The sequence below is a fragment of the Prevotella nigrescens genome (assembly GCF_031191185.1).
In the GTDB taxonomy this organism is placed as follows: Bacteria; Bacteroidota; Bacteroidia; order Bacteroidales; family Bacteroidaceae; genus Prevotella; species Prevotella nigrescens.
Genome location: NZ_CP133465.1, coordinates 617,650 through 642,478, shown reverse-complemented (window position 1 = coordinate 642,478; position 24,829 = coordinate 617,650). Strand labels below are relative to the sequence as shown.

Sequence of the window (24,829 nt, the reverse complement as noted above, 5' to 3'; positions counted from 1 at the left end):
ACTATCAAAAATATATACAGATGCTGAGAGTAACCTATTTAATGGAAAACTATACTTACGAGGGACTTTTGCTGTAGACTGGTATAAAAGAAGTTGCCAAAGAACATCTGCGTGAGGTTTATTATTCATGATAGTCAAAATTTATAACTTTTGCTGAATGAAAGTCAGAGAAGTCTTCAACGAAGTTAGGATAATATATTAACGTGAGTATGTTGTTTTTTAATTTTAGTTCTACAGAATACATCATAGGATTATCAAAAGCGAAAATAGACTTCTTCTCTTTTGTGGAAATATTGTATGCGAACAAAGTATCTGCGTTCATGTACAAACAGAACAATCCCTTATTGTCAAAACAAACAGCCTCTGAATTTTCAAGATTCTTCTCTATACAATCTGCCAGCAACTCGTCAGTATTAAAATATTGAATCTCTCCTGCTGTCGAGAAATCACCTTCATTTTGATGTTTAGTAATGGGAAAGATGATCCCTGTGTTCCCCGGATTGTACTGGATTTCTCCGACAGATAAAATACTGTCTATTTGATATGCAGTATTTCCATCTTTGTTTAATTTTAGTCGAAAGTAATTAGTCTCTCCCTTTTTCGATGTCTCAAGCGGCTGCAAAATACAACTTGTTCTTTTACTGATATGGATTATCTTGTCTCCTTTTAAATCAATATACGAAATACCAAAGGATTTCAGCAGTGTGTCCTTTTCCGTAGAGTATCGAATCTTGACAGTGGGGGCATTGCGGAATGAGTTACAGCATATGCAACACGTCATTGTGATAATAAACAACAAATATTTCACCATTGATGAAACAAACTTCTTTGTCAGGCTTCTTTTGCCCATGCTGTTGCTGCTCATTAACTTCAACAGCTTCGTTGCCATTCTTATAGCCATGATCAGTTTTGTCTCCATAGAAATGAACCCAATCTGGATAATTCTTCCAACTCCTCTCATATACAAATTACCGGGCAAAGATACAATAAAAAATTGAAATTCTACCTCATTCATCAGTTGCAAAACGTGGATATATCTGCCACAGTAGCCTGTCAGAGGTTGTTCGGTGTATTCTTTATAAGCTCAAGACTGGTTGCCAATGGCTATATGCTTCCAGTCTCATCGTTCTTCACTCAAAGGGGGCTCATGCCACGGCATCAGCAAACAGCCGTGTTTACCGATGTTCCGCAGCGATGTTTGTCGCAACGTAGTTACTGTGTTTGTCGTAACCCCGTTGCGGCAACTGCCGTAACTCCGTTGCGACGATTGGAGTAACTCCGTTGCTATTTTGATGGTGTTACGGTCTAATGATCAGTTGGGGATTATGATGGAGTCTGACATTTGCCGTCCCCTCTCTCAATAACGAAAGAGTGTATCGAAGTAATGGCATCGATACACTCTTTTTTGTATATAGCTTGTTGGCTGCAATATGGTTTATGCGCCGTGGAAAAGATATTCGGCTTGTATGTCCTTTGTCAGCTGAGTGAAGAGTTTTTCTTGCAGGCGGTCGGCAAGTTCCATACCTTTTATAAGTATGCTGTCCGAAAATTCCTGCAGCATATCTTTGGCACGTAGTGGCTGTGTCTTGTAAATGCGCAGATATTCTTCTTCCATTTCGCACTGCCGTTGGTCGGTTTCTGCCTCAAACTTCAGGTAAGCTTCCTTTATAATGGGTGCATACTTGTTGTAGTTCACCATGCCTAAAGTCATTACCTTGCGGAATTTCCAGTAGGCAGAATCCACGCTCGATTCGTTTGTTCCTTTCATATATGCTTCAGGATAAGAGGTTATGCCTTGATAGAGCGGGAGGAACAAGCCGAGGTCTGCCATTCCCATAGCCACATAGTTTACACAGCCAATAGCCTGTGGAAGTTCGGGACGAACCTGCAAGATGTGTGTTTGGGTGGTGCGGAAGATAGATACCGGACGATAAGGTTCTTTCGGATTGCTGTGCAAATAAGGGTCGTGCTCCGTGTTATCGTAGTGGAAGCGGAAAGCGCGGCGCATGTCTGCAATGCTGATGGGCTGTTCAGCTTTTGCATAAACAGGGAACGTGTTCTTGGCAACATCGTTCTTTATGCCGGGCGAAAACATCTTCTGCAATCCCCATACACGCGGATAGTTGTAGGTAGTGTCGAGCTTTATGTCGCGTGCGTAAACCTCGTGGAAATCGAATTTCCCTTTCTTGGGGTCGTACAGTCCGCAGTTTTCGGCAAATTCCAGCAAGTCGTTAGATGCCATGTAGTTTTCTGAGTCTAACGGGTCGTAGTCGCGGAAGCGGCTCTGGTTGCCCGTAACAAAATACTTGTCCTTCGGCATACGGCAAGCCAGCCAGCGGTGTCCGCATGCAGTTTCCAAGTACCATATTTCCTTGTTGTCTACAAAGCCTATACCGAACCCTTCGGCAATACCATGTTTCTCAATCAACATGCCTAACCGTTCAATCCCTTCGCGCGCTGTGCGAACGTAGGGCAATACAACATTGAATACAGCATTTTCGGCAACTCCCGTCTCTACGAGTGGGTCGAACTTCAACACCGCATCGCTGCTGAATATACTTTCTGTAGCACTCATGCCCACGCCTGCCGTGTTGAAGCCAGCACTTCCCCAGTGGTTGGGCAGGCAATAAGGTGCCAATGCGCCATAGCCCAAAGCTTCTTTAGGAAGTTCGCAACGGAACGGACTGTCTTTCGCTACGTATTCTGTTGCTCCTTCGGTGGTGTCCTCGTAAATTTCATAGTTCTTGGCTTCCATGGCGTCCCAGTCTTCCGACCGTGCCACAATCATAGAGCCATCGGCTGTCATATCTTGTCCCACAATAATAGTGGTGCATTCTGATGGCAAACTGCTTGTCAATACTTTGTTTTCTTTCATAAATACATTTATTTTAAGATGTAACTTCGATAGGCAAATGTATGAAAAATAGTTGAATTGAGTGTATCCTTTTGTTGTTTTCTACTTAATTTACCTAATTGTAGGTAATTAGATTTTCAAAAACTAAACGCAGATATGGTTTGTACCTATTTTCTTTTCTGCTTTACCAATATCTTTATGTCTCTTTTTCGTTATTCCACCATGAAATGTATATCTTAGTAGACAATCTGGCATGTCTTGTGCCATTAAACGAATACTATTTGTAATGGTTTTATAACACATTCATGCTTAGATATGGCGTTTTATGCTACAAGTACAAAATATTATTGTATCTTTGCACCTTTATTATATATAGACCATTCGGAAATAAGAAAAGTATGAAACAGAGACAATGGATAACTGTTGCCATCATAACAATGGCATTAACATTAACGAGCTGTGGCACAATTAAGAAGTCTGCAAACACTGTGGGGGCTACGACTACGCCAGTAACTACTACAGAAAAGGTAGAGGCAAGCAAGGATTTTATAAGCATTGCAGAAGCTATAGACATGGTTGAAAATCCTGAAAAGATAGCGAGCATAACGAAGAAATACGGCTACAAGCTAAAGGAGAACTATGAGATATACCGTCTCGATAAGTTCTCGAAGATGTATTACAAGAACTGCCGCCTTGCAAAAATACTTACTGCAGGCAAGTACGAAGACTATCCGAAACCTCTTCAAAAGGGAGTTTCGAGCTATGTAGCTTTTCAAGATGGCGCTGTTATTATAGGAGTATTCAATCAGGGTGCCTACGACAACCTTGTAGCACAGGTAAAAGCAGCAGGTTTTGTGCTTGATATGCCTGGCAACGAAGATGTGTACAAGAAAGGCAATCGTACCATTGGTTGTAACGAAGGTTTGAAAACGGTAAGAGTTCAGTAGACTGCAAGAATGCAATAACCTTTGTTAGTTCCGCCAATTTGGTGTAACTTTGCAGACGAAAAGATACAAACAATTAATTTATGGGAGAGAAGAAATTCAAGCGAACCACCGTTACGGCTGCCTTGCCGTATGCAAACGGTGGCGTTCATATAGGACACCTTGCAGGAGTGTACGTCCCTGCAGATATTTATGCACGCTATCTGCGACTGAAAAAAGAAGATGTCGTCTTCATCGGCGGCAGCGACGAGCACGGTGTTCCTATCACCTTGCGTGCCAAGAAAGAGGGTATAACTCCGCAAGCTGTGTGCGACCGTTATCACAAACTGATAAAAGACTCGTTCAAAGAGTTTGGTATTTCGTTCGATATCTATAGCCGTACCACGAGCGAAACCCATCATAAGTTTGCCTCCGACTTCTTCCGTAAGCTCTACGATGACGGCAGACTGATAGAGAAAGAAAGCGAACAACTCTACGACGAAGAAGCTAAGCAGTTCTTGGCAGACCGCTATGTGGTGGGCGAATGTCCGCACTGCCACAACGAGCATGCTTATGGCGACCAGTGCGAGAAGTGCGGCAGCGACCTCAGCCCGATGGAATTAATCAATCCGCATTCCACAATCTCTGGCTCAAAGCCTGTAGTAAAGAAAACCAAAAACTGGTATCTGCCACTGAACGACTATCAGGAATGGCTGAAACAATGGATTTTGAACGACCACAAAGAGTGGCGTCCGAATGTCTACGGACAGTGCAAGAGCTGGCTCGACATGGATTTACAGCCGCGTGCCATGACGCGCGACCTGGACTGGGGCATACCCGTGCCTGTCGAAGGAGCGGAAGGAAAAGTGCTTTACGTGTGGTTCGATGCGCCCATCGGCTACATTTCAAACACCAAAGAGCTTTGCGACAGCAAGCCGGAACAGTTCGGCAGCTGGCAAAAGTGGTGGCAAGACCCTGAAACACGCCTTGTCCACTTCATCGGAAAAGACAATATCGTGTTCCATTGCCTTATCTTCCCAAGTATGCTGAAGGCGCACGGCGGCTACATCTTGCCCGACAACGTACCCTCAAACGAGTTCCTGAACCTTGAGAACGACAAGATTTCAACAAGTCGCAACTGGGCTGTGTGGTTGCACGAATACTTGGCAGACTTCCCCAACAAGCAAGATGTGCTGCGCTATGTGCTTACCGCCAATGCGCCGGAAACCAAGGACAACAACTTTACTTGGAAGGATTTCCAAGAGCGCAACAACAGCGAATTAGTGGCAGTGTACGGCAACTTCGTGAACAGAGCGTTGCAACTGACACAGAAATACTGGGACAGTGTAGTGCCTGCGTGTGGCGAATTGCTTGCAGTAGACCGTGAAACCATTCAGGAATTTAAAGATGTGAAGGAGAAAGTGGAGAGCTATCTCGATGCGTTTAAGTTCCGCGAAGCGCAGAAAGAGGCTATGAACTTGGCACGAATAGGCAACCGCTACATTACCGAATGCGAGCCATGGAAGGTCTGGAAGACCGACCCGAAGCGTGTGGAAACCATCTTGTACATCTCGCTCCAATTAGTAGCGAACCTCAGCATCGCATTCGAGCCGTTCCTTCCTTTCAGTAGCAAGGAGCTGCGCAATATGATTAATCTCTCAGAATACGACTGGACACAGCTCGGCAGCACCGATATTCTTCCGGCAGGGCATAAGCTGAACAAGCCACACTTGCTGTTCGAGAAGATTGAAGACGAGGCTATCGACGCCCAACTCAAGAAACTCGAGGAAACGAAAAAGGCAAACGAAGCAGCCAGCTATGTGGCAGAACCTATTAAAAATGAAGTTTCGTTCGATGACTTTGAGAAGCTCGACATTCGCGTCGGGCACATTCTGCACTGCGAAAAGGTGAAGAAGAGCAAGAAACTTCTGAAGTTTACCATCGACGACGGTACGGGAACGGAGCGCACAATCCTAAGTGGTATTGCTGCTTACTACGAGCCTGAACAGCTCACGGGCAAAGATGTGCTTTTCATTGCCAACTTCCCTCCACGCAAGATGATGGGCATAGAGAGCCAAGGCATGATACTTTCTGCCGTAAACTTCGATGGTTCGCTCAGCGTAACCACCACACTTGGCAAAGTGAAACCAGGCAGCCAGGTTGGATAATGGGTAAGTAGATGGAAACAATTTGATGGCTGTGTACCGATATGGTCGGGCATATTTCATTAAATCAGCCGACTGATTATAAAGAATCAGTCGGCTGATTTTTTGTTCAATACATAATGCAGAACTACACGGTATGCCCCGATGTACTTCTTTCTGCAAGGTATTCAGGCTCTACGACCTAATCAGTATCGTTGCCAATCGTATCGCCCTTACGGCAGAGAAGGCTTGAATTTCACTGCTTCTTCATCGAAACAGAGCCTTTGTAGTCTTTGTAGGGCGACTTCATATCCATGTAGCGGAAATTCTGTGGCGGTATTTCCTTGGGCATTTCCATATAGTTGCCATAGCAATAAGAAAGGTAGGCATCGGGTTGGGCTACTCCCATAAGCTCTACGCCTTCGAACATGATAGGCGTAGGCGTACCATAGACTTCCTTGGGGAGTATGCCTCGTTCTGGGCGATTGTCGTGGTCGGCTGCCAATTTGCTATCCGAATACGAGTATTCCGACTGTATTTTTGTGAGTACCCGATGTATTTTCTGTGGTGAAAGTATCTTTTGCAGGGTTTTGTAGAACAGGCAGGAAATGCCTTTGCCGTGCTTGTAAGGGTCGCGCTGCGAGTAGTAAAGCAGTTTGTTTACGAAGTTGTAGCGCATGTAATGATACTTACGAGCAAGTCGGTTCTCGGTTATTCCGTCGATAGGGAACACGTCTACGGGAATGCCACCTAAAAAATTGAAGCTGCGTCGCAGTATGTAGGTGGTGCGCTTGTCTTGTATGCGCGCGAACTGGTAAGGATAATGACTATCCTTTTCGTAGTCCACAAGTTCGTATTCTTCGGGCAGCCATTCGTTGGCGTGTGCCAACAGCACCTCGTAGTCGTGGCGTGGAAGGGCTACGTCGGCATCGTCGTCCCACGGAATGAAGCCGTGGTGACGTACCGCTCCGAGCATTGTGCCTGCAATCATGAAGTATTGCAGGTTGTGCTTGCGGCAAACCTTATCGATTGCCTCCAGTATTCCCAAGATGATACGTTGCATTTCTCTGGTCTCTTCCAAACTAATGCGGTTCTTATCCTTAATTTGTGGTATGTCCATTGTTTATAAAAGCGATGTTGAATTAATCTGTTTGTTTCTTCTTCAGTACTTTTCCGTCTACTACTTCCCACTTTTCGTTGAACTCTTCGCGGGTCCGCTTCCAACGATTATGGCTCCAAAGATAGTAGGCAGGAGCGTTTATTATGTTCTTTTCGAGCATTCGGAAGTAAGTGTCGGTAATCTCAAACTCGGCAGCTTCGGTAGGTATTTCGGTCATAAGCTGCATTTCGCACTCATAGTAGCCACGCTTGGGGCGGCGCATATAGCCGTAGAAGCAGACTTGATTGGTGTGGCGGACGATGCGTTCGGCACCTGTAAGCACAGGCGTATCGTGGTGAAGAAAGTCTATCCAATGGTGTATGTTCCACCAAAGCGGCGTCTGGTCGGCAATGTAACCTACGACAATCGACTTGCTGTTGCGCTTGAAACCGATGATTTTGCGTAGCGATTCCTGCATCGGAATGCAGAGAGCATTCTGCCTTTCGCGCACTTTCTTGAACAAATGGTCCATAGGTTCGTTCTCCAAAGGGTGGTAGAGTTCGCAGCATTGCACGTGTTCGGGAAGCCAATAGGGCAGCGAGGTTATCCATTCCCAGTTGCAATAGTGCCCCAAGTACACGGCACACGAGCCGCCATTGCCCAGCACTTCGTTGAACTTTTCCATACCCGTGAACTTCATTCGCTTGCGCAGTGTACTGGGCGACATCGTCATCAGTTTGATGGTTTCTACGATATAGTCGCAGAACCAATGGTAAAAGCCTTTTTCAATGGTACGCAATTCGGCTTCTGTTTTATCGGGAAAACTCTCTTTCAGGTTCTTCCAAATAACCTTATGGCGATATTTCACCACCTTTGAAACAAGGAAGTAGAGGCAGTCGGACAATAAAAAAAGAAAACGAAATGGCAACAGCGAGAGGATAAACCAAAAGCCGTATGCTATTCCGTAAAGTATTTTGTTCTTGATATTCATCTGTTTTTCTGTTTGTTAATACGTATGCATAGGCGCGCTTACCTTGTACGTTGTCAAACAAAAGTATACGACTGCAAATGTACTTATTTGCTTTGATATAACCTTATTTTATTTTCATAAATTCTATTATTTATCTTTGTAAGCTCTATTTTTTCTGTTTTTCTTCACCTTATTCTGCTTCTTTGCCGTTAATAATACCAAAATCAGCCACTCGTTTCAAGGTTATTGCAAAGCATCTTCGTAACTTTGCACACGCAAAGTGCTGCAAAGATACAATATTATCGAGCATTTCTAACACTTATCCCAATGCCTGACACAACCTATAGGCAGATGTTGGCTTACGATATACACAAAAAGTAAAATAGCATACACGCACCATTAAGGAGTGAAAAATCAGTGCTACGCAAAGACGAAGGCACTATGGCAAACTGCCGCGTATCTCCATTATAACAGATCATTAGATGTCGTCTACAATAAAAGGTTTTTTCAATGCCAGTATCTCGGGCATTACGTTTGGACTAATCCCTCTGTTCGCTGTCCCTGTGCTTGCCACGGGTATGCACTCTACGTCCGTTTTGATTTATCGTTACGCCTTTGGCTGCCTCGCTATGTTAGGTATGCTTATGTTTCACCGCACCCGAATGTGGCTTGCTTTTGGCGATTTCTTGCGCATATTGTTTCTTTCTTCTGTGTATGCGGCATCGTCTATCACCCTTATCGAGGGCTATAACTACATGGCAAGTGGTATTGCCACCACGCTATTATTCTCTTATCCTGTATGGACTTGCCTGCTCTCGGTGGTGTTTCTGCACGAACGACTATCGGCAACTACAGCTATCTCCATTGCCATAGCGGTTGCTGGCGTGTTCTTTCTTTCGGGAATACTCGATGGTGGAGGCGGCATGGAGGGCTTTACAGGTTTGTTCTTGCTCCTTGCTTCGGGTTTTCTCTATGCCGTTTATATGGTAGCCTTCCCCCGAATGCGTATCCGTAAGATGCCATCGCTCAAGCTTACATTCTACATATTTTTCTTTGCGATGCTCATTCTGGCACTCTATGGCACCTTTACACGAGGGCGTATCGACCCGATAGAAACTCATAGTCAGTTCATCAATTTGTTTTTATTGGGTTTGGTACCCACTGCCATAAGTAACGTAACGCTTATTATCTCACTAAAGCAGATAAGCAGCACCATGGCAGCTGTGCTTGGAGTATTCGAACCTATGACAGCTATGTGCGTGGGCATACTTCTTTTCGGCGAACCGCTCACACTTCCTATCGTTGTTGGCTTTGTGCTTATCATTGTCGCTGTGCTTATTTTGGTGCTCAGCAAACGTAAAACTGGTTGAGCCAATAAAACGCTTACGCACCGTTGTAAATCCGCCAACAAGAGCATTTATATATGTAAATATTTTTCACAAGCATAATCATTGTATAACAATCTCACTATCAACGTTTTGCAAAACCTATTGTTTTGCGTTCCAAAAGCGGCTGTTTTGCACGGTAAAAGCGTAGGTTTTGCAGCGCAAAACAGCCGCTTTCGCAACGTCAAATCGAAATTATCATTTTCCTAACGAATTATCTTTACAAATCAGAGAAGCTATTAAAAAGAACAAGGCAGATAAAGATTACTTTATCTGCCTTGTTCTTATATAATCCATAGAGTTTAATGATGTTTCTTTACACAGTATAGGTTTCTTGTGGAAAATCCCCATCAATACAGTGCTTACCTAAGTTTATTGTTTACCATACGGTACATATACTGATAAATAATTGCCTTTAATTCGCGTTCCATCTGTGCTTGTTCGGGTACTTTGCCTACGAGATTGTGCTGCATAAGCAGGTCTTTCAGACTATAAATGCCTGTTACTCGGTTGCCGTCGAACTGCATTGTGTAGCCGTTCTTCGTGTATTGGTACACTCCGTTGATATAGTTGAGCGCGTAAGTCTGCTGCGGTGGCGTGTTGAGAAGGTCGCAACCAAACGAAAGATAAGGCTTGTTGTAGCCTAAAATGCCAAAGACGGTCGGCATAATGTCTGTTTGCTGTGCGATGCCGGCACGCTTTCCGGGTTTTATTTCGCCCGATGGGTCGTAGAGAATGAAGGGTGCGCTGAACTCGCCAATGTCGGTTTTGTATTGTTGGTGGTTGCTTTGGTTGGTGTGGTCGCTTACCAATATAAAGATGGTATTCTTGAACCAAGGTTGCTTTCGGGCACTTTCAAAGAAACGGCCGATAGCCATATCGGTGTAACGAATGCACTTGTGGATAGGCAGCTGCCCTTCTTTGAATTGGTCTTTGTATTTGTCTGGCACGACAAAGGGGTGATGACTTGAGACTGTAAACAAAGCCGTCATAAACGGTTGCTTCATTTCGCCCATCTTTGCGCAATAGTATTGCAGGAAAGGTTCGTCCCAAATGCCCCAGTTTCCATCGAAGTCGGCATCGCCTCCGAAGCGTTTGTCCTGCGCATAATCCTGTCTGCCATAGTATTTTTGAAAGCCTATCTTGTTGGCAAAGGCAAGGAAACCCATTGAGCCGCGGTTGGCTCCGTGGAAGAAAGCTGTTTGATAGCCCCACTTTGAAAGATGTCCGGGAATGCCTGTGTAGTCGTTCATAGAGGCGGGAGTCAGTATGAAAGGTTCTATGAACATCGGAATGCCGCACAAGGAAGAAGGCATTCCGTCGATGCTCTTGTGCCCGTTGGCATACGAATACTCAAAAACGGTGCTTTCCTTGATAAGTTTATCTACGTTTGGCGTATAGCCTTTGTAGTGTCCGCCTTCGAGTTGTGTGTTGTAAGCACCGATATATTCGCGTCCAAAACTTTCAACAATCAGTATGACAACATTCTTTTTGTTGGCTTTTACTTCCGCATTGGGTGTATGAATGGGGTTGAAAAACTTTGCAGATGCATCGAGAGAAGCAAAGGTTTCGGGCACTTTGAAAATGCTTTTGCCGATGGTTCGCATCAGTGCGAAAGGCGTATTCAACACCAAAGCGCACTCGATGGGGCGTTTCACATATTCGTTGGCATTGCTAATCGTAATAGGACGCACTCCGCTTTGCAGTCCGCCACGTGCTCCGCCCACACAAATGACAGCGGCAAGTGCCAACGATAGGAAGTTGATTCCTGCAAACTGCCACTTCTTTTGAGGTGTATTGAAGTCGGAAGCGTTGCTCTTTGGAATTCTGTAAAACTTGTACATACCCCACGTTACGACTATGAAAAGCAGAACGAAATACCAATGGTTTAAAACTTCTGTGGTGAAAATGCCTCCTAAGTTATTCTCGTTGTCGAACTCTCGGAATACGCTTGTTGTGGTTCGGCGCAGTGTAAAGGGGAAGTAGACGGCGTCGCAGAGGTTTAAGAACAAGCCAATGGCATTCACGATGATGAACAACCAACGGCAGAAACGATGATAAGCGTCTGTTTCTTTTAGCCAAAGTGGGAACAGCATCAGCAGAATGTAGAGTGCGTTGCTGTACACAAGGGCTGTGGTGTCGAACATTAAGCCGCCTCGGAACATTCTTATCAAATGCCCAAAACTTAACCCTTCTTTAAAGAAAGAATAGTTTTCAAGCAGATAAGCCACGCGGGCAACAAAGTAAACCAAATATGCCAACACAACATTTGCAACCAAAGAGAACAATGGTTGCAAAGCTTTTAATGCCATTTTCCTATTGTTTAACATACTTATATCCTTCTATATTTTTGATGAGGGTTCGTTGGAGCTTCCGGGAACAATCGCTCAATTATATGCAGACGGAGCATTTCTGGTATAATTCTATCTTTTAAATATCCTGTGCTACGACCTGTCTTTGTTGCAATCTCTTCGAGTGTTACGTATTCGGAACAAACTTCTGCAATTGCTTTAAATAAGATTTCTGGCTTTGTACGCTTTCCTATTTTTATTTGTTTTGAGCTTGCAATATTAGCATCTGTACTTGCAATATTAGCTTTTGTACTTGCAATATTAGCGTCTAAACTTGCAATATCAGCACTCGCTTCTTGTCTGTTTAAATGATACTTTGTACCACGCCCTCTACCTGTTGCTACTAAAAAGCCATGTTCACATAATTGTTTTAGTAAGATAGTAACACTTATTCTGTGTATTGTAAGCAAAGGACGAATAGTCTCATTGCTAATTTCTGATTGTGAATAAGCTGTAGCCAATGTTATTAATGCTTGATAATCTAAACCGTTTATCTTCTCACCAAATAACTTTATTAAACCCATTCGGATATCATTAGATAATAACGACTCAATACTCATGGACAATTCTACCTTGTCCGGTTGGTATTTAAAGGATAGAGAAGGCTTCTTCCAGTATTGTTTTTCCCAACCCTTCAGTATTTTATCAACGCCACTGCCAGCTTTCTCGGCTTTACCTAACATCATAAACATGGTTTGTAGAGCCTTGTTCCGGCATACACTTTCACCACCCTTATAATATTGTTGCCTTGAAATCAGCAGTGTTCCAGGGTTCGAGAACACAATTTGATTAGAGTATTTAAGGATTGATAAACTCGCATTCACACTATAATCGGCATGTATGAGACTGTTTATAAAAGCCTCACGAAGTGATACTTGTGCTTCGCTTTCATCAATTCTTGTATCGCCTGACAACACAAAAGGTGCAGGAACAAATTTATAGAGCTTTGGGGCAATGCGTCTATAGAACTGAAAGAGATTTGCTTCCCATGTTCCGTCAGGATACACCCTGTCTATCCAGCGTCCTTTTAGTGTCTGTTCATCATCATAATGACGGTAGTCCAAAAAGAAGTTAGGTACACATTCATTGTCTGTTATCGCATGTGTTTTCCCAAGCATCAATATTCCAGCCAATGTAAAACCCTCTTTTCCTGTCTTTCTGTCTGTGCGATATCCTCCTAATTTACGTAGGAACTCAAAATCGGTTAGTACGTTCCAAGGGTGATTGGGGTTTGAAAGATTAAATAATTGGCGATATTGTTGCATACTTTCGTTATCTATATCGTCCATTGAGAAACCTGTAAGAATGCGACTATCAGGAGGCGTTGTAATGTCTGCATCAGCAAACATACGATTTACTTCGTTAGATGCACATAGATAATCGCCCTCGTAACCACGCTTATAAGTACCATTTTTTGCATTTTGCGTCCTGTAGACTGGGCGTTCTGTTCTATCAGCCATTGGTATATAGAATAGCAACAACCAACTATCTTGATATTTAATAGTCTTTACATCACTATTCTTCAACAAACATCTGCTTATTGTGTTAGGATTGTTTACATTATCCCAGAAAACTTTCTTATATTTGACAACGGTCTCTTCTGTTAAGTTATCAGAACTAAAACTACCGTTTTTCTCTTTTACTCCTAATACGATTGTCCCTCCTTCAGTGTTTGCAAAGGCAGAGTAAGTCTCCCAGAAGCTTCTCGGGAAACCACCTTTTGCGCTCTTAAATTCTATTTCTTCAGATTCTTTGTCTGCAATGAGCGTATCAATGTAGTCTTCAAAGTCAATCGTATCAATCATATATCAATCAAATCTTATCATTGATTCATTATATTTCTTGCATATCGTGCAGCTTCTTGTAATATCCGTTGAGCTGCATTAACTCGTCGTGTGTACCTCTTTCCACGATTTCTCCTTCGTGCATGACGCATATTTCGTCGGAGTTCTTAATGGTTGAAAGGCGGTGTGCCACTGCAATTGTCGTGCGCGTCTTCATCAATTTGTAGAGCGCATCTTGCACCAGGCGTTCGCTTTCGGTGTCGAGAGCCGACGTTGCCTCGTCAAGAATAAGGATAGGGGGGTTCTTTAGAATGGCGCGGGCAATGCTGACACGCTGCCGTTGTCCGCCAGACAGTCTGCCACCACGGTCGCCAATGTTTGTTTCGTAGCCTTTTTCGGTCTGCGAGATAAAGTCGTGGGCGTTTGCAATCTTCGCAGCCTCAACGATTCCGTTGTCATCAGCCGCCACTCCGAAAGAGATGTTGTTCTTGAATGTATCGTTAAAAAGAATGGCTTCTTGGTTCACATTGCCGATAAGGTGGCGCAAATCGTGCAGCCCGAGTTCTTTTATATTGATACCGTCAATCAGTATTTCGCCTTCTTGCACATCGTAATAGCGAGGAATAAGGTCGAGCAATGTAGACTTTCCGCTACCACTTTGTCCAACAAGTGCAATGGTTTTGCCTTTGGGAATAATCAAATTAATGTTACGCAAAACCCACTTTGGCTCTGTTGTTCCGTCTTCTTTTATAATCGTATCGTATGCAAAACTGACGTTACGGAACTCTATTTGGCGGTTGAAAGCCTCAATATGTTTGGGTTGTTCCACTTCTTTAATGGTGTTTTCTGCCATCAATATCTTGTCGATTCGTTCCATTGAAGCCAAACCTTTCGCAATACTGTAGCCTGCTTTCGATATTTCTTTCAGCGGATTGAGAATGCTATACAGAATAACAAGATAGTATATAAAGGTTGGACCGCTTATGACGGGAGACTCTCCTAATACGAGCGTACCGCCAAACCACAGCACAACGATAATCATAATGGTGCCAAGAAACTCGCTCATGGGGTGCGCCATCTGCTGTCGAATGTTCACGCGCATTATGTCGTTGCGGTACATAGAGTTTATTTTATGAAACCTTTGATTCATTATAGCCTCTGCACAGAAAGCCTTGATGATGCGCAAACCGCCCAAAGTCTCTTCTACCTGACTCATCGTATCGCTCCAAAGGGCTTGTGCCGTAATGCTGCTTTGCTTTAATTTCCTGCCCACAATGCCCATAAACGATGCGAAGAGTGGAACGAAAAGTAGGGTGAAAATCGTCAGTTGCCACGAAATAACCATCAAAGTAATGAAGTAAATCAGTACAAGAATAGGGTTCTTAAACAGCAAATCGAGCGAAGACATAACAGAAGAGTCCACTTCTTGCACGTCGCCGCTCATTCTAGCAATAATATCTCCCTTTCGTTCTTCGCTGAAAAAGCTAAGCGAAAGCGACGTTATCTTTTTGTATAGTTGGTTACGAATGTCGCAAACGACGCCCGTTCTGACAGGAATGATAGAAGCTGAAGACAGGAAATAGGCACCCGTTTTCAGGAAAGTCATAAAGCCCATTATGAGTCCAATGATGAGCAATGTCGTCGTTGGTCCCCAATCTGCGATGAACATCTGCGTGTAGTAGTCGGCATTGTTAGCCAAGACATCTTTCAAAGAACCGTCGCTCAATGCCATTACATGGGTTGCCTTCGCTCCTGTGTTTACTTTAAACAGTATCTGGAGCAACGGAATGAGTGCTGCAAACGAGAAGATGTTCAGTAAAGCAGACAGGATATTGAAGACCACCGACCATACAAGATACTTCTTATAAGGTGGAACAAACCTGCGCAATATTTGGAGAAATTCTTTCATAACTTACATTTGTTGAAACATCTTAGACTTATTCTACTACTTCTCCAATGAGGGTTGCCGAACTTGAATCCGTGATACGCACTCGAACCGTCTCCCCAATGTGATGCTTGCCGCGTGGAATAATGACGGCTTTGTTCTGCTCGGTGCGTCCCATAAGCTGCTCTCGGCTGCGTTTGCTGAAGCGTTCTATCAGCACATCGAACTCTTTTCCTTCGTCTTTCTTGTTCTGGATAGCCGAAATCTCGGTCTGAAGTTTTATGAGCTCATTCAGACGGCGTACCTTTTCCTCTTCCGAAATGTTGTCGGGCAAATGCTTTGCTGCGTAGGTTCCGGGGCGTTCTGAATATTTGAACATAAAGGCAGAGTCGAATTGGCATTCCCGAACCAGCGATAGTGTGAGCTCTTGGTCTTCCAACGTTTCGTTGTGATAGCCCACAAAGATGTCGGTTGTGAGTCCGCAGTTCGGAATAATTCGGCGAATGGCTGCCACTTTCTCCAAGTAGTCTTCGCGAGTGTACTTGCGGTTCATATTCTTCAGCACGGTGTTGCTGCCGCTTTGTGCTGGGAAATGGATATGGTTGCAAAGGTTCGGCTCATCGGCTACTGCGTGCAGAATATCCTCCGTCATATCTTCGGGATTGGAAGTAGAGAAGCGAACACGCATGTCGGGCACGCTTTGTGCCACCTTGCGCAGCAGTTCGGCAAACGATGTTCCGTTTTCCGGGCGTTTTCCGTTAGGCAGTAGTCCGTAGGAATTTACGTTCTGACCTAACAGTGTAACCTCCTTGAAACCTCTGTCGTGCAGGTCTTTCACCTCGCGCAATATACTTTCCACGTCGCGCGAGCGTTCCCTGCCTCGTGTAAACGGCACGATGCAATAGTGGCAGAAGTTGTTGCAGCCACGCATAATGCTCACGAATCCCGATACACGATTGCCGCCGATGCGCTGTGGCACGATGTCGCGGTAGGTTTCGGTGGTAGAAAGGTCTACGTCCATTGCGTTGTGTCCATTCTCGCAGCGTGCTATCATCTCGGGCAAGTTCAGATACGAGTCGGGCCCGCATACAAGATTGGCGTGGTGATTGTCTATCAAATCCTTGCGGACACGCTCTGCCATGCAGCCCAATACGCCGAGAATGACCTCACGTCCTTTTCGTTTTTCGGCATAAAGTGTTTCCAGACGGTTGTAAATCTTGTTTTCTGCGTTCTCTCGTATGGAACAAGTATTGAGGAAAATAGCGTCAGCCTCGTCTTCGTTCTCACACACATCGTATCCTGCCATCTTCATCACGGAAGCAACAACTTCCGAGTCTGCCACATTCATCTGGCAGCCGTATGTCTCTATATAGAGTTTTTTCATCAACTTTCCTTCTTGTTTTCTCAGCGTGCAAAGGTACGTATTTGTTGGCAGATTAGCAAGCAATTGCGCATTACTTATCGTAGTGAGAACTCTAAAAGTGGGACGCCAATTGTCGCAACGGGGTTACGGCAATCATCGCTACGGGGTTACGGCAATTGTCGCTACGGGGTTACGGCAATCGTCGCTACGGGGTTACGACAATCGTCGCAACGGAGTTACGGCAAACGCCGTTACGGAACAGGTAGACATGGCTGCTCTCCAACGCCGCAAACAACGGTGTTCTGATGATTGGGAAAAGCCTGACTCGTGGTTGCTGTAGCTAAGCTGATGGGCTACGTTGGCTTGCAGTTTGGCAAACAATATAAATGTAGACAAAACCATATCAAAGTCTTTCTTCTTGCACCACAAAACGACAGGTACTACACATTGTTCTTAAAACTTTTATTACCTTTGTCGCTGTTTTATAATTTATCCCTGTCTTATATATCAATAGTCCGTTAAATTTTCGCAGTTTGCGAAGTTTTCACCCAAAAGCCAACATAAATTGTGGCAGAAAGATAACATGACAGGTCTCTGAAAAAGAGTAGATCAAATAATAATATATAACATAATAAAATCGGATATCTGGTTGATCTTCAGTAACTTTATGGATTGAGAAAGAAACATAAAGTTTATGCTGATAACCAACTTGATTAGCCGATATATGAGGCTCTGCAAAGCAGCATTTAGTGCTGAAGATGGAGCAAAGTTAAACGAAAGTATTCAAACAAACGCCATGGAAATGCTTTTTCTTTTGATGGTCATCCCAAGGAGATGCAATTTCACGCAGATGGGACGCTATGGAAAGCGTGGCGAGCAGTGCTATCGGCAGACGGCAGAGCGCAGCGTGAACTGGCTCGAAATGAATATGTGGCTGAGTGCTTTCGCCTTCAAGCAGGGTAAGGGTCGCAATGCCATCGTCATTGATCCAAGCTTCATCAAGAAGGCTGGGAAGCATACCCCATACGTGGGTGCGTTCTGGTCGGGCTGTGCAGGTGCGGTAAAGCACGGTCTTGAGTTCCTCGGCATCGGGGTGATAGACGTGGACTTGCATGAGTGTATGATGCTCAAGGCTGTGCAGACCACATTGGAAAAAGGTGAGCAGAAAGACGAGATGAGCCTATACGACTGGTATGCCAAAGTATTGGAGGACGACAAGGTAACCTTACAGCGTATCTGCAAGGTTCTTGTCGCCGACTCAGCCTTCTCCAAAAGACCTTTCATCGACAAGGTAATGAAGATGGGATTCCATGTTGTGAGCCGCTTGCGTCATGACGCAGCCTTGTTTTACACATGGGATGGGGAGTCCACGGGAAAGCCCGGCCGTCCTCGTGTCAAAGGTGACAAGATTGACGTAAGGAACATCGACATATTCAAAGTCAATGAGCGTGATTTAGGAGAGACCGAAGGCAAAGCCTATGCGCTCAAGGCATGGTGCAAGTCCTTGCACAGGGTCGTTTCGCTTGTCATCCACGAGTTGCCCAACGGTGTCCGCCGTCTGTACTTCTCTACGGATGAGAACATGAGTGGACGCGACGTGGTGGAATATTACACCACACGGTTCCAAGAGGAGTTCTGCTTTCGCGACGCAAAGCAGTTCCTCGGCCTTACAGATTGTCAGGCACGCGACAAGAGAAAACTTGACTTTGCCTTCAACTCTTCATTCACGGCACTCAATGTGGCCAAAATCATGTGCAAGGAACTTGGCACGTCCATCGGTCGACTTAAAGCGCAGATGGTCAATGCCTACTATGTGCAACGAATTATTGACGTGTTCGAGAAAAACCCGAACACGACATTAAATAAAGAAAGTATTAATGAGACATTTAGTTTCGATGCTGACGCAGCATAAAAATTAACGGAGTATTGATGTTTATATTGTGTCATAAATGTGTATAGAGATAGCAAAGTTAGAAAGAATTACGCATACCTACAAATGGCGATTTCTCGTCATGACTACCACCGCACACTCAAAAGGAGACAAGTCTGCGTTATAAACATGTCTATCCTCGCAAAGCAAAAAACTTCCCGAAAATTTGGCAGTTAACAAAATAAACATTACCTTTGTCCCCAGCATTCACAAATTAAAGGAATTTGAATACATTGGAGAGACATCATCAGCCACGGCAGACTCCCTTATATAATAAAGCTATAAGAGCAGAGCAGGAAAAAGCAGTTTTTCCTGTAAATTTGTCGTCGGATTATTTGGCAGTTCCAAATAATTTGTTACTCTCTCTCAGGCGCTACTGGCATAACGCCTTCCCCCAACATTCTCGCATACACGTGCGGGGCGCCCCCCGCACAATCTCAACAGGCAAAGGACTCCCTCTGGAGTTTCCCTTGCCCGCTTTCCCGTGTCCTTTTGCCAGTCTGGCTAACGGAAAAGACATGGGTGGAACAATGAAATTTTCAATTCACTAATCATAAAAACATGGAAGAAACGACAAGGAACAGACGGGTTTACGTGAATCCCAAATGCGCGATAATCACCGTTCAGGAGAACGATAGTCTGATGGATATCTTCTCCAGTCAGCACAACCCCGCACAGCCTGCCCCAGGTCCTACACCTTTGAATTCCAAACAAGGATTGTTTGAGGAGGAGGAAGACGCCCCAGAGAGCGGTCATAAATCACTTTGGGACGACTGACGAAAGGCAATGAGGCAAAAGCTGCAACTGCGATGAAGCACAAAGCTGCAACAGCACAGAATCATAAAAACATGTAAAACAAAAAAATGGAAATTACAATGAAAATACGATCAACATTCAAGGCACGCATGCTCTGTATGGTCGCCCTGCTGGGTACGATCATGGCGCTGACCTCCTGCTCAAGTGAGGAGATCGCTCAGGATGACAGCGGCAAAACGCCCAAGACCGACAAGAACTTCGCCACCTTCTCATCCGTAGCTCCGAACACCCGCACCACCATGAGCCCCACTGGTGTGTTCAAGTGGGAGGCAGGCGACAAGATTTGGGTGAAGGACGACAAAGGCGAATGGCAGGTAAGTGAAAACACTCCCACGAGCGAAACTGCCACGTTCGATTTCATAGTGCCCGGCAAGTTCTCCGCCAGCAAAAATTACACCGTTTACTATGTTGGCGGTAGTAGCGGCGGTCAAGATATGGTACACATCCAGAGATTCCAGCTCCAGCGCATACCCAACAACGCCAACCACGTCTGTCAAGATGGCGATTGTGGCTGGGGCGTCGCTACTGCTGTCACTGGCGCTGCCGCTGATAGAGTAGATTTCGTCTTTAAGATCGACCACAAGGCCGCATTCCTCAAGTTCACGCCTTATTGCGGCAATAATAAATTGCTCAACGGCGACAAAGTCAAGCTGACCCATATACAGATTTTCTCTGACAACGACATTGCGGGTACCTACCTCACCCTCGACCCGGCTAACGACCAGATCACCGGTGGTATCGTCAAAGAAACACTAATAACTCTCGACACCAGTGTGGGGGAAGGATACAGTGATGGCTTCCCCATCCCTGCCGTTGCCACCCCTGATGCCAACGCTTGCTACGTAGTCATCATGCCTGGTACACACACCTTGAGAGTTCGCTTTGGGATAAAGGATTTAGAAACCGTCACAACGGGCTACGTCACTAAGGAATATCCAGCTTTCAATTACGCTGCCAACACTATCTACGATATGCCTTCGGAGTTGACAGTCAAGGACTACTCCCCTATTTACTACATGTGGGATGCCAAGCGCCCTTACTGGTTCCGTCATGAGTGGAACAAAGAAGGCTACGTTTATGGTATTGACCAGCCAACCCACTCAGGAGGACATGGCAATGAGTATCCCGGATCGTCGGTTATCGGTGATAACCGTTATTATAACAAGGACATTGGCAACGTAGGTGAAGGAACTCACGGAACTTTCGATCCTACTTCTCCCCAGCACGTTCCCAACGCCAACGAAATGTCTTGGTATGTTATGTATGGTGATCCTCATTGGGACGAAGAGCTTTGGACTGCTATGGGTCATATACACAGTGGCGGTATGTGGATTAAGAAGAAGGCCAACATTAGCGGTTTCAGAAGCGACTTGGCAGCTGACAACGAGACCGACATGCGCACCACTAACAAATCTTTCCGTAACAACAATGTTGCTGATGACCCCTATAAACACCTCTTCCTCAGCGAAAAACCCAACTATTTCTACTTGCCTGCTTTTGGTCAGTACGACAAAGAATGGTTCCATTACATTAGCGAGGGCGGTTACTACTGGACGTCAAGTGCCTGCCCATGGGGCGGTGAAACTGCGTATTCCCTGCGCTTCGGCAGGGGTGGTATAGGAGTGGAAGGCGAAAGCCGTGCACACGGGAATCTGGCAATTCCATTCGAGTAACTACACATCACGTTCGGCGCTTGCTCCCTGCACTTCTTTCGGGAGTAGTGCGGAACCGCAGCTTTAAGCTAATCTGCCATGGGGGGGCTTTGTCCGCCCTGTGGCAGATAATTAAGAGAAACGATTGTCGGGCGGAGTCATCTCCGCCCGACAATTTTTTGTTATCTGATATCTTGATATAACACGAGAGGGAGGGAAAAGATTGACGTGAGGAACATCGATATGTCTAAAGTCGAAATGCTTGAACTGGAGGAGACCTCCGGCAAGGCTTATGCGCTCAAGGCATGGTGCAAGTCCTTGCACAGGGTCGTGTCGCTTGTCATCCACGAGTTGCCCAACGGTGTCCGCCGTCTGTACTTCGCTACGGATGAGAACATGAGTGGACGCGACGTGGTGGAATATTACACCACACGGTTCCAAGAGGAGTTCTGCTTTCGCGACGCAAAGCAGTTCCTCGGCCTTACAGATTGTCAGGCACGCGACAAGAGAAAACTTGACTTTGCCTTCAACTCTTCATTCACGGCACTCAATGTGGCCAAAATCATGTGCAAGGAACTTGGCACGTCCATCGGTCGACTTAAAGCGCAGATGGTCAATGCCTACTATGCGCAACGAATTATTGACGTGTTCGAGAAAAAACCCGAACACGCCATTAAATAAAGAAAGTATTAATGAGATATTTAGTTTCGATGCTGACGCAGCATAAAAATTAACGGAGTATTGATATATGATACGACAAGACTATTTTCTACGACTGCTGGAAGAGTTTGCTACTGCGCTTGCCACAATGATGAAGAAAAAGGAAGACGAGCGCGACGACAGTCTGAAAGATTTGTACCGACAATATGTTGGCGACTATACGCTTCTGCGCAACATGAGTGTGGACGAACTTATTGCTTACGCTGCGAACGAATGGGACGATAAGGAAAGGACAGACCGCTTGGAAATGGTAGCCGAGCTTCTGTATGCCGAAGGCAGCTACAAAGTAAACCCTTTGCGCAACATGTTGCTCGAAAAAGCCTATCTGCTGTTTGCATACGTAGACGAAAAGCAAAGTGTTTACTCGATTGAAAGGAAGACGAAAATAGCCAGGTTGCACAGCATCTTGCACGAGCAGGCGAGCCAACCGTAACGTTTCCTGAGCCAATGAAAATAACGCTTGAACAGCTGTCAGTGGGCTACAAAGGCTTTTCGCCCGTAGTAACCGGCATAAATGTAGAAATAAAGAGTGGCGAGCTTACCTGTCTGATAGGTCCGAACGGCATCGGCAAGTCTACCTTGTTGAAGACCTTGACAGGCTTTCTGCCCAAACTCGGCGGACGGCTTCTACTCGATGGGCGCGACATCGACTTGCTTTCGCAGCGCGAACGTGCGAAATACATCAGCATCGTGCTCACCTACAAGACCGATGTGCAGAACCTTAGCGTTGCCGAAATGGTGGGAATGGGGCGTATGCCCTACACAGGCTTCTGGGGAAAGCTCAACGACGACGACCGAAAAATTGTGGCTGAAGCCATCAATATGGTGGGTATCAACCATCTGAAAGACAGAATGGTGCAGACACTGTCCGACGGCGAGCGGCAGAAAGTAATGATTGCGAAAGCGTTGGCGCAGCAAACGCCCATTATCCTATTAGACGAACCCACGTCGTTCTTGGACTTTCCGTCGAAGGTGGAAATGCTGCAGCTGCTCCATCGTTTGGCAAGGGAAACCGACAAGGTGGTGTTTCTTTCCACACACGATTTGGAATTGGCCCTCCGCATTGCCGACCGCTTAGTGGAACTAAACAAAAATGGACTGCACATAGTTCCGGCTCGACAAGTGAAAGACGAAATAAACAAACTGCTGGAATAATGTGGCAAAAGCACTGGGAAACAAATAAATGCTGTCCTAATCAATTCACTCTTAAATAAATTGCAACCTAACAAAAAGAAAGTGCACCACACTGGCACACTTTCCTGTGAGATAGTTTAAAGAAAGCAGACTATGGAACTATTATCTTTTCAGATTTAATACTTCCATCTACCATTCTTACACTCTTAATATAAATGCCTCTCGTTGGCTTTACAACTCTGCGACCACTCAAATCGGTGTAGAATGTTTCGCCAGTTGCAACATCGGTAACACCATTAACGCTCGAAACAGTTGTACCATCACTGTACACAATGTCGGTAACAAGTCGGTTGTCGCCGTCTTGATAGAACGCTTGTACACCTATTCTTTTTGCTTTCTCGTAAATCATTATGGCATGCGCATTGCCGTGATTCTCAAAGTCGTAGCGAGTCTTATCAGAAAAATCGATAGGGATATCCGTTATCTCTGCATTCAGCCACGGATAAACAGATGGGGTGAAGGTGTACTTCTTATCGTCGAGATAAATGTTGTAATAAACGTTTTTCGAGTTCATGAAACTACCTTTCTCATTGTATCGGTCAAGGCTGAAAACAAATCTTTTCGTATCTCCGCCCATATCTTGTATTACTGAGAATATAGGATTCTTCGGTCGTCCTACATTTTCAACCCATGGACGGAACGAAGGTTTCATCATTACTTGCATTTCCAAATCTATAAGGCGATAGCCGTAGTTTGCCATAAAGCCGTGTTCAGGACAGGTGAACGACTGGTTGTTGCGGTCGTAGTTGAAAGTAACAGATGGCAGCGACTTGTAATCGGTCGTACCTTCTTGCGAGTTGTAACTGACATCAGCAGGCATTACCCACTTATAAGCATGCTTGGTTGGGAACAATCCCATAAATTGCGTGTTTTTGAAAACGACCTTATCGTCCTCAATGTCGCCTCTCACCCAAGCATCGGGCAAGTCAGCGTCTATATTATTAACGTAAATATGGTTGTCTTCAAACACTACTTCAGACATACGTTCGAATATTTCTCTGCCACCATTGTTGAATGAAAAGATGTATTTCTTAGCATTTGCTGTAGATGATGGGACCATATTTGTATAGTTGCAGATGACAGATGAAGAGACTAAATCGCCAATGCCATTCCAATCGCCGTCAGCGCTCGTCATTCCAATCAGAACATCATTCTCGGTCTTGATAAGCGAGTCGTTGCGCCACACAAACTTAATGGTCTGCGACTTAGGGTCTTTTACATATTGGTTGTTACCGTCTATTATTTCAAAGTTCATTCTAGTTGCATAGTACTTAATGTCGTTGTCGTTGACATAGATAAGTTGCGGAAGCTCAACGGCAATCGTATCGCTCACCGTTCTCTTTCCTTTAATCCATGAATTGGTAGGGAAGAAAGTCATCGGGTTCTGAATATAAAATGTTCCGTCGTCGGCAATCACAACGTCGCGTGCCACACCATCTTTCTTGCCGTCGAATATCAATCCCCACATCGAATAGAAACCTTCGGCATAGCTATAAAGGTTCTTATAGACTTTCCCTTTGGGCTGCGTAACAATCATCTCTTCTTTCTCAGAAGTTTTTACCATGTGATTGGACTGATTTAGAACTTTTCCCCAGTTATTCTGTTTCTGGGCTTGCACTCCCATTGTTACCAACAATGAGAAGCAAAGAATAGTAATGTTTTTTCTCATAAAGTTTTGTAAAAAATAATAGTTTATGCTAATGTAACTTCGTCTGCAAATATAGCCATTTAATAGTTAAAGTGCAAATAAACGAAGCAA

20 protein-coding genes and 1 pseudogene are annotated in these 24,829 nt (G+C 44.9%); 11 read left to right on the top strand and 10 right to left on the bottom strand.

Annotated features, from left to right (window positions below; genetic code table 11):
* Positions 1–121: 121 nt before the first annotated feature.
* Entirely contained in the window at positions 122–781 is a 660-nt protein-coding gene (locus RDV52_RS04770; RefSeq protein WP_256593303.1) for a hypothetical protein, read from the bottom strand.
* Between the two features lie 142 nt (positions 782–923).
* Here RDV52_RS04770 and RDV52_RS04765 point away from each other — a divergent pair.
* A pseudogene (locus RDV52_RS04765) lies at positions 924–1,147 on the top strand (transposase); the annotation flags it as partial.
* 288 nt (positions 1,148–1,435) lie between these two features.
* Here the strand turns inward: RDV52_RS04765 and RDV52_RS04760 are convergent.
* Positions 1,436–2,875, bottom strand: a complete 1,440-nt coding sequence (locus RDV52_RS04760; RefSeq protein ID WP_004366771.1) for a C69 family dipeptidase — start codon at positions 2,873–2,875, stop codon at positions 1,436–1,438.
* A gap of 377 nt (positions 2,876–3,252) precedes the next feature.
* Between RDV52_RS04760 and RDV52_RS04755 the strand changes: the two genes are divergently transcribed.
* Positions 3,253–3,801 carry a hypothetical protein gene (locus tag RDV52_RS04755; RefSeq protein ID WP_004366773.1) on the top strand — a complete coding sequence of 183 codons (549 nt, stop codon included), beginning with the start codon at positions 3,253–3,255 and terminating at the stop codon, positions 3,799–3,801.
* 80 nt (positions 3,802–3,881) lie between these two features.
* Entirely contained in the window at positions 3,882–5,945 is a 2,064-nt protein-coding gene (gene metG / locus RDV52_RS04750) for a methionine--tRNA ligase (RefSeq protein WP_004366774.1), read from the top strand.
* 232 nt (positions 5,946–6,177) lie between these two features.
* Here the strand turns inward: metG and RDV52_RS04745 are convergent, their stop codons facing one another.
* Both RDV52_RS04745 and RDV52_RS04740 read right to left on the bottom strand, forming a co-directional pair.
* Complete coding sequence (locus tag RDV52_RS04745; protein WP_004366775.1) at positions 6,178–7,041, bottom strand: LicD family protein; 864 nt, start codon at positions 7,039–7,041, stop codon at positions 6,178–6,180.
* A gap of 22 nt (positions 7,042–7,063) precedes the next feature.
* Entirely contained in the window at positions 7,064–8,011 is a 948-nt protein-coding gene (locus RDV52_RS04740) for a lysophospholipid acyltransferase family protein (RefSeq protein ID WP_004366776.1), read from the bottom strand.
* 461 nt (positions 8,012–8,472) lie between these two features.
* Between RDV52_RS04740 and RDV52_RS04735 the strand changes: the two genes are divergently transcribed.
* Positions 8,473–9,360: a DMT family transporter gene (locus RDV52_RS04735; RefSeq protein WP_004366778.1), complete on the top strand. Its 888-nt coding sequence runs from the start codon at positions 8,473–8,475 to the stop codon at positions 9,358–9,360.
* Positions 9,361–9,737: 377 nt separating this feature from the next.
* On the opposite strand, the gene RDV52_RS04730 is transcribed toward RDV52_RS04735, so the two are convergent.
* The 4 genes from RDV52_RS04730 to miaB are packed head-to-tail and all read right to left on the bottom strand — an operon-like array spanning position 9,738 to position 16,779.
* Positions 9,738–11,705: an LTA synthase family protein gene (locus RDV52_RS04730; RefSeq protein ID WP_004366780.1), complete on the bottom strand. Its 1,968-nt coding sequence runs from the start codon at positions 11,703–11,705 to the stop codon at positions 9,738–9,740.
* 2 nt (positions 11,706–11,707) lie between these two features.
* The gene (locus RDV52_RS04725; protein WP_004366781.1) at positions 11,708–13,531 is read right to left on the bottom strand and encodes an RNA-binding domain-containing protein; all 1,824 of its coding nucleotides are present in this window, start codon (positions 13,529–13,531) and stop codon (positions 11,708–11,710) included.
* Positions 13,532–13,559: 28 nt separating this feature from the next.
* A complete protein-coding gene (locus RDV52_RS04720) occupies positions 13,560–15,419 on the bottom strand; it encodes an ABC transporter ATP-binding protein (RefSeq protein WP_004366782.1) in 1,860 nt (619 codons plus the stop codon).
* A 28-nt stretch (positions 15,420–15,447) separates the two neighbouring features.
* Positions 15,448–16,779 (bottom strand): tRNA (N6-isopentenyl adenosine(37)-C2)-methylthiotransferase MiaB, encoded by a 1,332-nt coding sequence (miaB, locus tag RDV52_RS04715; protein ID WP_040556904.1) that lies wholly within the window; start codon positions 16,777–16,779, stop codon positions 15,448–15,450.
* An 82-nt stretch (positions 16,780–16,861) separates the two neighbouring features.
* Here miaB and RDV52_RS04710 point away from each other — a divergent pair, with 82 nt between their 5' ends.
* The 3 genes from RDV52_RS04710 (at position 16,862) to RDV52_RS04700 (ending at position 19,465) form a co-directional block, all read left to right on the top strand.
* Positions 16,862–17,098, top strand: a complete 237-nt coding sequence (locus tag RDV52_RS04710; protein ID WP_147278296.1) for a hypothetical protein — start codon at positions 16,862–16,864, stop codon at positions 17,096–17,098.
* Positions 17,099–17,482: 384 nt separating this feature from the next.
* Positions 17,483–18,670, top strand: coding sequence for a transposase (locus tag RDV52_RS04705; RefSeq protein WP_223381165.1), 1,188 nt, complete (start codon positions 17,483–17,485; stop codon positions 18,668–18,670).
* 612 nt (positions 18,671–19,282) lie between these two features.
* Positions 19,283–19,465, top strand: a complete 183-nt coding sequence (locus tag RDV52_RS04700; protein ID WP_147278297.1) for a hypothetical protein — start codon at positions 19,283–19,285, stop codon at positions 19,463–19,465.
* 248 nt (positions 19,466–19,713) lie between these two features.
* Here RDV52_RS04700 and RDV52_RS04695 read toward each other — a convergent pair whose 3' ends face one another.
* A complete protein-coding gene (locus RDV52_RS04695; RefSeq protein WP_223381166.1) occupies positions 19,714–20,163 on the bottom strand; it encodes a hypothetical protein in 450 nt (149 codons plus the stop codon).
* Between the two features lie 114 nt (positions 20,164–20,277).
* Between RDV52_RS04695 and RDV52_RS04690 the strand changes: the two genes are divergently transcribed.
* From RDV52_RS04690 to RDV52_RS04675, 4 genes are all read left to right on the top strand, one after another.
* The gene (locus tag RDV52_RS04690) at positions 20,278–21,177 is read left to right on the top strand and encodes a hypothetical protein (RefSeq protein WP_223381167.1); all 900 of its coding nucleotides are present in this window, start codon (positions 20,278–20,280) and stop codon (positions 21,175–21,177) included.
* A gap of 309 nt (positions 21,178–21,486) precedes the next feature.
* Positions 21,487–21,837, top strand: a complete 351-nt coding sequence (locus tag RDV52_RS04685) for a hypothetical protein (RefSeq protein WP_309149737.1) — start codon at positions 21,487–21,489, stop codon at positions 21,835–21,837.
* Positions 21,838–21,904: 67 nt separating this feature from the next.
* Entirely contained in the window at positions 21,905–22,309 is a 405-nt protein-coding gene (locus tag RDV52_RS04680; protein WP_004366789.1) for a hypothetical protein, read from the top strand.
* A gap of 14 nt (positions 22,310–22,323) precedes the next feature.
* Complete coding sequence (locus RDV52_RS04675) at positions 22,324–23,031, top strand: ABC transporter ATP-binding protein (RefSeq protein WP_004366790.1); 708 nt, start codon at positions 22,324–22,326, stop codon at positions 23,029–23,031.
* A gap of 130 nt (positions 23,032–23,161) precedes the next feature.
* Here RDV52_RS04675 and RDV52_RS04670 read toward each other — a convergent pair whose 3' ends face one another.
* Positions 23,162–24,739, bottom strand: coding sequence for a hypothetical protein (locus RDV52_RS04670; RefSeq protein WP_040556906.1), 1,578 nt, complete (start codon positions 24,737–24,739; stop codon positions 23,162–23,164).
* Between the last annotated feature and the right edge of the window lie 90 nt (positions 24,740–24,829).

Coding starts and splice junctions, on each gene's coding strand:
- metG (WP_004366774.1), top strand. CDS start 3,882: ATGGGAGAGAAGAAATTCAAGCGAACCACCGTTACGGCTGCCTTGCCG.
- RDV52_RS04695 (WP_223381166.1), bottom strand. CDS start 20,163: ATGGGTCAGCTTGACTTTGTCGCCGTTGAGCAATTTATTATTGCCGCA.
- RDV52_RS04680 (WP_004366789.1), top strand. CDS start 21,905: ATGATACGACAAGACTATTTTCTACGACTGCTGGAAGAGTTTGCTACT.
- RDV52_RS04720 (WP_004366782.1), bottom strand. CDS start 15,419: ATGAAAGAATTTCTCCAAATATTGCGCAGGTTTGTTCCACCTTATAAG.
- RDV52_RS04670 (WP_040556906.1), bottom strand. CDS start 24,739: ATGAGAAAAAACATTACTATTCTTTGCTTCTCATTGTTGGTAACAATG.
- RDV52_RS04745 (WP_004366775.1), bottom strand. CDS start 7,041: ATGGACATACCACAAATTAAGGATAAGAACCGCATTAGTTTGGAAGAG.
- RDV52_RS04740 (WP_004366776.1), bottom strand. CDS start 8,011: ATGAATATCAAGAACAAAATACTTTACGGAATAGCATACGGCTTTTGG.
- RDV52_RS04735 (WP_004366778.1), top strand. CDS start 8,473: ATGTCGTCTACAATAAAAGGTTTTTTCAATGCCAGTATCTCGGGCATT.
- miaB (WP_040556904.1), bottom strand. CDS start 16,779: ATGAAAAAACTCTATATAGAGACATACGGCTGCCAGATGAATGTGGCA.
- RDV52_RS04675 (WP_004366790.1), top strand. CDS start 22,324: ATGAAAATAACGCTTGAACAGCTGTCAGTGGGCTACAAAGGCTTTTCG.
- RDV52_RS04725 (WP_004366781.1), bottom strand. CDS start 13,531: ATGATTGATACGATTGACTTTGAAGACTACATTGATACGCTCATTGCA.
- RDV52_RS04760 (WP_004366771.1), bottom strand. CDS start 2,875: ATGAAAGAAAACAAAGTATTGACAAGCAGTTTGCCATCAGAATGCACC.
- RDV52_RS04755 (WP_004366773.1), top strand. CDS start 3,253: ATGAAACAGAGACAATGGATAACTGTTGCCATCATAACAATGGCATTA.
- RDV52_RS04705 (WP_223381165.1), top strand. CDS start 17,483: ATGAGGCTCTGCAAAGCAGCATTTAGTGCTGAAGATGGAGCAAAGTTA.
- RDV52_RS04730 (WP_004366780.1), bottom strand. CDS start 11,705: ATGTTAAACAATAGGAAAATGGCATTAAAAGCTTTGCAACCATTGTTC.
- RDV52_RS04770 (WP_256593303.1), bottom strand. CDS start 781: ATGACGTGTTGCATATGCTGTAACTCATTCCGCAATGCCCCCACTGTC.